The 9879-nt window shown below is 67.8% G+C and carries 12 protein-coding genes and 1 pseudogene; 9 read left to right on the forward strand and 4 right to left on the reverse strand.

Annotation, left to right across the window (positions count from 1 at the left end; translation table 11 throughout):
* A partial coding sequence (locus tag RMO30_RS10380) for a potassium transporter TrkG (RefSeq protein ID WP_309712965.1) occupies window positions 1–1388 on the reverse strand: 1388 nt, incomplete at its 3' end.
* Window positions 1389–1477: 89 nt separating this feature from the next.
* On the opposite strand from RMO30_RS10380, the gene RMO30_RS10385 reads away from it, so the two are divergent.
* From RMO30_RS10385 to RMO30_RS10395, 3 genes are all read left to right on the forward strand, one after another.
* Complete coding sequence (locus RMO30_RS10385; protein WP_309712968.1) at window positions 1478–1945, forward strand: metalloregulator ArsR/SmtB family transcription factor; 468 nt, start codon at window positions 1478–1480, stop codon at window positions 1943–1945.
* A 111-nt stretch (window positions 1946–2056) separates the two neighbouring features.
* A complete protein-coding gene (locus RMO30_RS10390; RefSeq protein WP_309712971.1) occupies window positions 2057–2257 on the forward strand; it encodes a helix-turn-helix domain-containing protein in 201 nt (66 codons plus the stop codon).
* A gap of 67 nt (window positions 2258–2324) precedes the next feature.
* Window positions 2325–2423: a 30S ribosomal protein bS22 gene (locus RMO30_RS10395; RefSeq protein WP_003792170.1), complete on the forward strand. Its 99-nt coding sequence runs from the start codon at window positions 2325–2327 to the stop codon at window positions 2421–2423.
* 158 nt (window positions 2424–2581) lie between these two features.
* On the opposite strand, the gene RMO30_RS10400 is transcribed toward RMO30_RS10395, so the two are convergent.
* Window positions 2582–3403 carry an HAD family hydrolase gene (locus RMO30_RS10400; RefSeq protein WP_309712974.1) on the reverse strand — a complete coding sequence of 274 codons (822 nt, stop codon included), beginning with the start codon at window positions 3401–3403 and terminating at the stop codon, window positions 2582–2584.
* A gap of 33 nt (window positions 3404–3436) precedes the next feature.
* Between RMO30_RS10400 and RMO30_RS10405 the strand changes: the two genes are divergently transcribed.
* Window positions 3437–3673 (forward strand): glutaredoxin family protein, encoded by a 237-nt coding sequence (locus tag RMO30_RS10405; RefSeq protein ID WP_309712977.1) that lies wholly within the window; start codon window positions 3437–3439, stop codon window positions 3671–3673.
* Window positions 3674–3697: 24 nt separating this feature from the next.
* Here the strand turns inward: RMO30_RS10405 and RMO30_RS10410 are convergent, their stop codons facing one another.
* Window positions 3698–4279, reverse strand: coding sequence for an RDD family protein (locus RMO30_RS10410; protein ID WP_309712979.1), 582 nt, complete (start codon window positions 4277–4279; stop codon window positions 3698–3700).
* 100 nt (window positions 4280–4379) lie between these two features.
* A complete protein-coding gene (gene aspS / locus RMO30_RS10415) occupies window positions 4380–5723 on the reverse strand; it encodes an aspartate--tRNA(Asn) ligase (RefSeq protein ID WP_309712981.1) in 1344 nt (447 codons plus the stop codon).
* Window positions 5724–5802: 79 nt separating this feature from the next.
* Between aspS and RMO30_RS10420 the strand changes: the two genes are divergently transcribed.
* From RMO30_RS10420 to RMO30_RS10440, 5 genes and pseudogenes are all read left to right on the forward strand, one after another.
* A complete protein-coding gene (locus RMO30_RS10420) occupies window positions 5803–6447 on the forward strand; it encodes a histidine phosphatase family protein (RefSeq protein ID WP_309712984.1) in 645 nt (214 codons plus the stop codon).
* Window positions 6447–7031: a TlpA disulfide reductase family protein gene (locus RMO30_RS10425; RefSeq protein ID WP_309712986.1), complete on the forward strand. Its 585-nt coding sequence runs from the start codon at window positions 6447–6449 to the stop codon at window positions 7029–7031. The genes RMO30_RS10420 and RMO30_RS10425 overlap by 1 nt, the downstream gene beginning before the upstream one ends.
* A gap of 10 nt (window positions 7032–7041) precedes the next feature.
* Window positions 7042–7764: a cytochrome c biogenesis protein CcdA gene (locus tag RMO30_RS10430; protein WP_309712988.1), complete on the forward strand. Its 723-nt coding sequence runs from the start codon at window positions 7042–7044 to the stop codon at window positions 7762–7764.
* A gap of 88 nt (window positions 7765–7852) precedes the next feature.
* A complete protein-coding gene (locus RMO30_RS10435; protein ID WP_309712991.1) occupies window positions 7853–9343 on the forward strand; it encodes a cytochrome c biogenesis protein ResB in 1491 nt (496 codons plus the stop codon).
* A pseudogene (locus RMO30_RS10440) lies at window positions 9340–9879 on the forward strand (c-type cytochrome biogenesis protein CcsB); the annotation flags it as partial. The gene RMO30_RS10435 and the pseudogene RMO30_RS10440, both read left to right, overlap by 4 nt.

Consider the following 9879-nt stretch of genomic DNA (forward strand, 5'->3'; position numbering starts at 1 on the left):
TGCCGGCGGGTGCTCGCCGCGAGAGCGGCGGCGAGAGTCACGGTACCAATGCGGCCGAGGAACATGGTGGCCGCGAGCACATACTGGGCGCCATCGGATGTCGACGCGGTGAACCCGGTCGAGAGGCCACAGGTCGCAAACGCGCTGATCACGTCAAAGAGCACGTAGTCGATGGGCACGTCGTCGGTGATCAACAGGATCGCGATCGTCGCCGCCGCGACCGTGGTCGCCCCCCACAGCACGACGCTGATAGCGAGGCGCAGCACATCCTGCGGAATGCGGCGCTTGTACGCCTCCATGTCGTCGACACCGCGCGCCTCCGCGAACGCGGCGAGGAACAGGATGGCGAGAGTGGTCACCTTGATGCCCCCAGCGGTCGATGCCGAGCCGCCGCCGATGAACATCAGCATGTCGGTGACCAGCAGGCTCGAGCCGTCGAGTTGCCCCATGTCGAGTGTTGCGAACCCCCCCGATCTCGCCATCGACGAGATGAAGAACGACTGCAGGATGCGTTGGCCGACATCCATATCGGCCATCGTCGCCGGATTGTCGAACTCGAGAAAAAAGTAGGCGATCGTGCCACCGAGGGTGAGGAGAGCGAACGTGATGAGGGTGAGCTTCACGTGCAACGACCACCGACGCGGGTTGCGCAGGTTCTTCCGCAGCACGTAGATCACCGGGAAGCCGATCGCGCCGAACACGACCCCGATCACCAGGGCGATCAGGAACCACCAGTCGCTTCCGTAGTCCGAGAGGCCCTCGCTGGTCGGCAGGAACCCGGTGTTCGTGAACGCCCTCGCTGAGATGTAGACCGACTGCCAGGCCGCCGACAGCGGGTCGGTGCCGTTCAGCAGCATCCGCGGAAAGAGCAGCAGGGCGACGAACAACTCGATCACGAGCACGCTGATCGCCACCGTCGCGAGCAGGCTTCCGGTCTCGCCGAGGCGGACCGCCTGGCTCTCGGCGATCGGACCCTTGCGGATGCGGAGCGGATTCGCGTCACCGGCGGCAAGCAACTTCTGCCGCAGCCCCAGACGGCGGCTGATGATCAAGCCGAGGATCGACGCGACCGTGAGCACCCCGATGCCGCCGATCTCCACGCCGACGAAGACGAACACATGCCCGATCGGCGACCAGAACGTCGCCATGTCGACGGTCGAGAGGCCGGTCACGCAGATCACCGAGACCGCGGTGAACAGCGCATCCACGAACGGCGCCCGCTCGCCCGACGTCGTCGCGATCGGCAACGAGAAGAGCAGCGTGAAGATGCCGATCAGGCTCGCGAACACCAGAACCGCGAACCGAGCGGGTGACGACGCCGAGAAGTCGCTGATGCGATCGAGGATCCGCGCACGCAACGACTCGTGCTGCACGGGCCGCGCGCGCATCCGACTCCCTCGTTGAACAGCCCGGGATCGAACACGGGCCAAGCCGAAATGCTACTCGCGCCACCCACCCGCGCGGCTACCCTGGGGTGATGGCCGACATCTTCGACGTGCTCGCGGAACCGACACGGCGCGACATCCTGCGTCGGCTGCTCGACGGGGAAGCATCCGTCGGTGATCTGGTCGACGCGCTCGGACTCACCCAGCCGACCGTCTCGAAGCACCTCGCGCAGTTGCGCGACGCCGAACTCGTGACCGTGCGCGAAGACGGCCGCAACCGCATCTACGCCCTGCGCCCAGCCCCGCTCGGAACCGTGGATGCCTGGCTCACGCCGTTCCTCGAAGGTGCGCCCAGCACCGAAGGAGTCGACGACGCGACGGATGCCGGGCCCACGATCTTCGCCGCCTGGGCCGGCGCCGAAGCCGGAGATCGGGTCGGACGAGTAGCGGCTGATGCCGCCCACCAGGCCCGCACCGCGATCGAAGCGGCCCAAGAGAAAATCCAAGGCGCACAGAAGCGCGTCGTCGACAAGATGCCGTGGAGTCGCGACGTCGACTGACGACGCCCCCGACCGTCGAAAGCCAGCCCATAGACACCGCATAGCGCGCGGCTCTAACCTGAACGGTCGAACGAACTTCTTCCACATCACTAACAACGTCAGGGGGCTGGCATGGGCGCGTTGTCCGACATGCGGTTCCTGACCGTCGCTGAAGTGGCAGACATGATGCGGGTGTCGTCGATGACGGTCTACCGGCTTGTGCGATCCGGCGAACTCCCCGCCGTGCGGTTCGGGCGCTCCTACCGCATCCCCGAGAGCGCGGTAGCGGCAGCAGTACAGCTGCCGGACGCCCGGAGCAACCGGGCAGGGTAGACTCGCCCCTTGTGATTTCTGCGGCTCGATGAGGGCCCGGGTGGCCTGACGTCGAAACGAGGTGAACATGGGTTCCGTCATCAAGAAGCGCCGCAAGCGCATGGCGAAGAAGAAGCACCGCAAGCTCCTGCGCAAGACGCGTCATCAGCGTCGCAACAAGAAGTGATCGTCTTCTGACGTCGGAAGGGTCGGATGCCCTCGGCGAGTCATGAGCGGGGACCCCTACCCCGATTGACTCGCCGAACGAAGCCCGCTCCTCCTTTGTCTGCGGTCGCTTCTTGTTGCGGCGCTCGCGGCGCGACTCGCTCGAAGCTCTCGGCGGGGTTAGGCGGGGTCGGGGCGACGCGCGCCGCGGCGGACGCGGCGGGCCTCGCGGCGGACGCGGCGGCGGGCGTCGCGGATGCTGCGGGGGGACAGCCGCATCATCGGCCAGCCGTGCTCTTGGGCGTGGTGGGCAAGAGCCGCATCCGGATTCACGACGACCGGGTTGCCCACCATCGCCAGCAGCGGGATGTCGTTGCGGCTGTCCGAATACGCCCAGCAGTCGGCGAGGTGAGCTCCGGCGCTCGCCGCGAGGTCGCGCGCAGCTTCGGCCTTCCGCTCAGCGTGCAAGGTGTGGCCGACCAGGCGCCCGGTGTAGACGCCGTCGATCGACTCGACGACCGTGCCGAGAGCACCGGTCAGACCGAGGTGTTTCGCCATCACCGCACCGATCTCGACCGGGGTGGCCGAAACGAGCCACACCTCGTGGCCCTTCGCCACGTGGTCCTGGGTCAGTCCGACCGTGTCGGGGTAGAGGCGCTTGCTGATCCGGTGCTCCCAGATGTGCTCAGCCAAGGAGTTGATGTCGGCGACGCTGTGGCCGCCGACCAGGCCGAGGGCGCGGTCCTTCGCGCTCTCGAGGTGATCGGGGTTCTCGCCCACCGAGATGAACCGCCGCTGATGCCACGCGAAGCGCGCGATCTCGCGAAACCCGATGATCTTGCGAGCCCAGGCTTCTCGACCGAGGTGGAAGAGGCTCGTGCCGCGCATGAGCGTGTTGTCGACGTCGAAGAACGCGATGATCGGCCGGTCGCTCGGGACCGGGCTCTCCAACGGGGAGGTGGCGGTGTCGTCGCTCGGGGTGGGAGACGTCTCCTCGGGCATCCCCCCAGGGTAGCTGCCGCGTACCCTGGATCCGTGCCTCACGTGCTGCTGCTCGGCAAGCCCGGCTGCCACCTGTGCGACGACGCTCGGGTCATCGTCGCCGATGTGCTCGCCGACTTCCCCGCCGTGACGTTCGAAGAACAGTCGATCCTCGACGACCCGGCGCTGCTCGACGCCTACGCCGAAGAGATCCCCGTCGTTCTGATCGACGGCCGGGTGCACACCATCTGGCGTGTCGACCCTTCGCGGCTGATGAAGGCCCTCAGCTGACTCGCACCTCCACGGGCGGCTGACTCAGCGTCGAACGACGACGGACCGACCGGCGAGGTCTTCGAGTCCGCGGTGTCGGGGGGTCGCGGCGACGACCGCGAACATCCCGATCCAGAGGATGCCGGGCACGATCAGGCCGCCGAAGAGTGGATCCACCGGCACGCCGGAGCCGTACGGCAGGCTCGAGAGCAGCCCGAGCACCACAAAGGTCACGAGGATCGGCGCGACGATGACGAGGCTGCGCAGGAGCGCCCAGCCGTAGATCGGTCGGCCGGTGTCGACGTGAACCACTCGCACGCGCGCGATCCACTTGCCTGGTGTGATGCCGAGGGTCGCCGTCAGCACCGTCGCCAGCAGCGCTGACCCGAGCGGCACCACGAGGATGGCGACGAGGCTTTCCATCGCGCCGAGCGCGAGACCCCCGAAGACCACGACGATGGTCAGGGCGACAGTGCCGACCCCGTCAAGGATGAAGGCGAGCGCCCGCAGCCCGGGATGAGCGAGCCGCTGTTCGGGAACTTCGCCGTACGCCGGGACGTCGGCGGGCGGCGCGGGCGGCTCGAAGATCGCCAGCCCATCCGGCGGCGGAGGCGGCGCGTCGCTCATGCCCGGCAGCCTATGGGCCGTGCGGTGAGATATCCCATATGTGCGGTGAGATATCCCATATGGGATATCTCACGCCGTGAGTGATCCCATATGGGAGCAATTACGGGGTGAGCCGGTTCGGACCGCGGAACAGGTAGGTGACTTCGCGAATCGACGGTTGGTGCAGCAGCAGCATGATGACGCGCGACAGGCCCATGCCGAAACCGCCGTGCGGCGGCACACCGTAGCGGAAGAAGTCGAGGTAGAAGCCGAGCTCTTCCGGATCGATGCCCTTCTCGCGGGCCTGCTCCTCGAGCACGGCGATGCGGTGCTCGCGCTGGGCTCCGGTCGAGATCTCGACGCCGTTGAAGATGAGGTCGTACGAGTTCGTCAGGCCCGCATCCCCCTCGTGGCGCATGTGGTAGAACGGCCGGATGCTGGACGCGTAGTCGGTCAGGAACACGAACTCGTGGCCGAACTGCTCCTTCACGTAGGCGGCGATCTGACGCTCACCCTCCGGGTCCATGTCGGCGTCGGCGCGCGGCACGGTGTAGCCGCGGCCCGCGACGATCTCTTTCGCTTCGGCGAGCGGGATGCGGGGGAACGGCGTCGACGGTACGGTCACCTCGATCCCGAAGGCGGCTTCGATCTCGGCGCCGTGCTTCTCCTTGACGGCGGTGAGCCCCGCGACGAGCAGCTCTTCGTGCATCCGCATGACGTCGTCGTGCGAGTCGACCCACGAGATCTCGGCGTCGACTGAGATGAACTCGGTCGCGTGCCGCGAGGTGAACGACGGGTCGGCCCGGAACGCGGGGGCGACCTCGAAGACCTTTCCAAAGCCCGCGGGCTGCGCCATCTGCTTGAAGAACTGGGGACTCTGGGCGAGGTAGGCCTTGGTCTCGAAGTACTCGACCTCGAACAGTTCCGCGCGGCTCTCGGACGCCGACGCCATGAGCTTCGGGGTGTGGATCTCAATGAAGTCGTGCTCGACCCACCAGGTGCGCAGCGCGTGCAGGAACGTCGTCTGCACCCGGAAGACGAGGTTCTGCTCGGGACGCCGCAGGTCGAGGAAGCGCCAGTCGAGGCGCTTGTCGATCGAGGAGTCTTCGGCGATCGGCGAGTCGAGGGCTGGCGCGATGACGTCGAGGTCGCCGATCTTGACCTCGAGTCCGCCGAGCTTGACGCGTTCGTCGTGCTTGAGCTCGCCCTCGACGGAGACGAACGTGCCGGCAGTGAGCCCCGAGATCACGGCCGCGATCGGGTCCTCAGTAGTCCCTTGCCCTGAGCCTGTCGAAGGGTCGCCCGCGTCGAGGCGGGGGTGCACGAGCTGGGCGGCGCCCGACTCGTCGCGCAGCACGATGAACTGCACCTTCTTCTGGTCGCGCACCGTGTCGACCCATCCGGCGACCCGTACGGGTCCTTCGGGGGCGGCGGCGAGGTCGGCGATCAGGATGCGGGAAGTCACGGGGATCGAGTCTAGCTGCGGCGCGAGCGGCGGCACCCTGGGCGTTCACGCAGCGATCGGCCTCGTAAGCTCTGATGTCGTGCCTGCCGATCTCGTTCACCTCGTGCGGCATGGCGAGGTCGAGAACCCCGACGGCGTGCTCTACGGCCGCCTCGACGGGTTCGGGCTGAGCGAGCGCGGCCGGCTCATGGCGCGTGCGGCGGCGGCGTCGCTGACCGGCCACGACATCCGCGCGATCGTCGCGAGCCCGCTGCAGCGCACCCAAGAGAGTGCCGCGCCCTGGATCGAGGTGTTCGGTGAGAGCATCCCGGCCGGCCTCGGGCTCGACCCGCGCCTAATCGAGCCGACCAACCGGTTCGAGGGCATCAACATGCGCCGCGACCTGCCGCGCCGGCCCCAGGACTGGCCGTTCCTGCTCAACCCGATGCGGCCGTCGTGGGGCGAGCCGTTCGTCAGCGTGCAGGGCCGGATGATGGCGGCCATCGCCGACCACTGGCAAGACGTCGACGGCGGCGAGGTGGTGCTCGTCTCCCACCAGATGCCGATCTGGATGGTCGCGCGCACCGTCGCTGGAAAGCCACTGGCCCACAACGTGTCGAAGCGGCGCTGCGCCCTCTCGAGCATCACGACGCTCGAACGGCGCGGCGCCGACTTCGTTGAGGTGTCGTACACCGAACCCGCCGCCGACCTGCTCGCCGGGGCGATCGACACGGGCGCGGTCTGATGCGGCGTGCTTTCGCGGTGCCGGCGCTCGTGGTCGCGGCAGCCGCCGCGCTGCTGCTCGCGGGCTGCACCTCGCAGGACGGCATCGCCGGTGAGGATGGCGGCGGCTACATCTCCGGCGATGGGTCGGTGTTGATCATCCCGGCCGCCGATCGCGACGAGGTACCCGAGTGGGGCGGCAAGACGGTCGACGGCGAAACGGTCGACAGCGCGGCACTCGACGGGGTGGTTGTTCTCAATTTCTGGTACGCAGGCTGTCCGCCCTGCCGTGATGAGGCGGGCGACCTCGAATCGGTCGCCACCGAATACGTCGACCGGCTGACGTTCCTTGGGGTCAACATCCGCGACTCCGCTCCGACGGCAGCCTCGTTCGAGGCCGACTTCGGGGTCAGCTACGACTCGATCCTCGACATCGAGAGCCGCGACGTGCTGTTCGCCTTCGCGGGCGATGTGCCGCCGTCCGCGGTGCCCACGACGCTCGTCCTCGACGCCGACGGACGGGTCGCGGCGCGCATCTCGGGTCGCATCCCGAGCCCCGGAACCCTCGCCGATATCATCGACGACGTGCTCGCGGAGCAGTCGTGAGCGCCGGCTGATGGGCGACATCGTCGCCGAGGGCGGGCTGTGGCTGGCGGTGCCGCTCGCGCTCGCGGCGGGGCTGCTGTCGTTCCTGTCGCCGTGCGTTCTGCCGCTCGTGCCCGGCTACCTGGGCTACGTGTCGGGAGTCGCCGGGGGAGCTGAGAAGAAGCGCAGCCGGGTGGTCGTCGGAGCGCTGTTGTTCATCCTCGGATTCAGTGTTGTGTTCGTCACCGTGAACTTCCTCGGCGCAACGACCGCCCGATTCTTCCTCCAATACGGCGACCTGTTGCAGCGCATCGGCGGGGTGGTCATCATCCTGCTCGGTCTCGTGTTCATCGGTCAGGTGACGTTCCTGCAGCGCACGATCAAGCCGTCGTGGCAGCCGCGAACGGGCCTCATCGGTGCCCCGCTGCTCGGGGTTGTCTTCGCCATCGGCTGGACGCCCTGCATTGGGCCGACTATTGCAACCGTCTTTCTCATGTCGGGCTTCGACCCGGGCCGGGCGGTGCTGCTCGCGCTGGTCTACTGCGTCGGACTCGGCATCCCCTTCCTGCTCGTCGCGATCGGCGTCGGATGGGTTGGCACGTCGATCGCCTGGGTCAAGCGTCACATCCGCGCCGTCAACATCGTCGGCGGGGTGCTCCTCATCCTGGTCGGCGTGCTGCTCGTCACCGGCGTGTGGAACTTGCTGCTGTCGAACTTCCAGGCGGTGATCGATGGCTTCGTTCCGGCCCTCTGATCACATCGATTCTGATCAGCAAGCGCCCGAACTACCTCGCCTCGGAGCCGTCGGGTTCTCACGCTTTCTCTGGCGGCAACTGACGAGCATGCGCACGGCGCTCGTGCTGCTGCTGTTGCTCGCGCTCGCTGCGGTGCCGGGGTCGCTGGTGCCGCAACGCAGCTCCGACCCGAACGGGGTGCTGCAATATCAGGCGCGCGATCCCGAGGGTTTCAAGATCCTCGACGCGCTCGGGTTGTTCTCGACGTTCTCGTCGCCGTGGTTCTCGGCCATCTACCTGCTGCTGTTCATCTCGCTGATCGGCTGCGTCATCCCGCGGTCGAAGCATCACTTCGACGCTCTGCGCGCCCGCCCGCCGAAGACCCCGGCGCGGTTGTCGCGGCTTGTCGGGTACACGTCGGCCGAGAGTGCGGTGGATGCCGAGACTGCCGTGCTTGCCGCGCGGAAGGTGCTCAAGAGTCAGGGCTACCGGGTCGAGCGCTACGGCGACTCGATCTCGGCGGAACGCGGCTACCTGCGCGAGACCGGCAATCTCGTGTTCCACACCGCGCTGATCGGGGTGCTCGCGGGGGTCGCGATCGGTGGCGGATTCGGCTACACCGGGCAGCGGCTGCTCGTCGAAGGGGAGCCGTTCGCGAACGTGCTCGCCGACTACGATTCGTTCTCCTCCGGCCCGTGGGTCGACTCCGACACGGCACTTGAGCCGTTCGGGCTGCGGCTCGACGGGTTCGACTCCAGCTACGAGTTCGACCAGAACGCAGGCACCTGGCATCCGACCGACTTCGACGCGACGATGGGTGTGCGCGAACGTGGCGGGGAGTGGCGAACGGAGACCCTGAAGGTCAACTCGCCGCTCGAGATCGGCGACACTCAGGTCTACCTGCTCGCCAACGGATACGCCCCGATCGTCACCGTGCGCGACCCCGACGGCGACGTGGTGTTCCAGCAGGCGGTGCCGTTCCTCGCGACCGACGGCAACCTCACCAGCGGTGGTGTCATCAAAGTGCCCGACGGGCTGAGCGACCAGCTCGGGATGCGCGGATTCTTCTACCCCGACGCGATCGCGCTCGACTCCGGTGCGCTCACCTCCTTCTCACCGAACATCACCGAGAACGCCGTGCTCACCCTGCTCGTCTATCGCGGCGACCTCGGACTCGCAGACGGCAGCGGGGCGAACGTCTACACCCTCGACACCGAGAACATGGAAGAACTGGCGGGTCGAGAGGATGCCCTCGCCCTGCAGATCGGCGACACCCTCGACCTGCCCGATGGGATGGGCACGATCGAACTCGACGGCGTCGCGAACTACGTGGGGCTCGACATCCATCACGACCCCGCGCAGGCGTGGGTGCTGGGCTTCGCGCTCGCGGCGGTCGGCGGGTTGCTGACGAGCCTGTTCATTCCGCGGCGACGGATGTGGGTCAAGGTGCTGCCGGGCGGCGGGGGCACGCGGCTGGAGTACGCCGGGCTCGCGCGCGGCGAAGATCCGGGGCTCGCGGCGGCCGTCACTGATCTCGCGCGGTCGCACGCAGAGGCCCTCGGTACGACCCCGAATCACGAACATAGGATGACAACGTGACAACCGAGACCCTCGCCGCTTGGTCGCTCGTCGGCGTCTACTCCGCCGCCGCGGTCTACCTCGGGGCGTTCGTGTTGTTCCTGCTCGACCTCGCGAAGCGCTCGTCGACCACCCCCGCTCGAGTGCCCGCCGAGGCGGCCGCGACGGTAGGCGCCACCGCCGTGCTCGTCGAAGCGCCGCCCGCCCCGCCCGCCTCCGCCGCGCCCGCCCGCCCTAGCCGCAACGCGCGCATCGGGCTCGCCCTCACCGCACTCGGCTGGGCCGTGCACGTGCTCGCGATCGTGTTGCGCGGCGTCGCCGCTGAGCGGGTGCCGTGGGCCAACATGTTCGAGTTCGCCCTCACCGGCACCGGCATCATCGTCGGCGTCTTCCTGTTCGCGAACCTCTGGAAAGACCTTCGCTTCCTCGGCACGTTTGTCACCGGGCTCGCCGTGCTCCTGCTCGTGCTCGCGACCCGCAACCTCTACGTCGACGTCATCCCGTTGCCCCCGGCGCTCGACTCGGCGTGGCTCGTCATCCACGTGCTCGTCGCCATC

The organism is Pseudolysinimonas sp., from assembly GCF_031389465.1.
Taxonomy (GTDB): Bacteria; Actinomycetota; Actinomycetes; order Actinomycetales; family Microbacteriaceae; genus Pseudolysinimonas_A.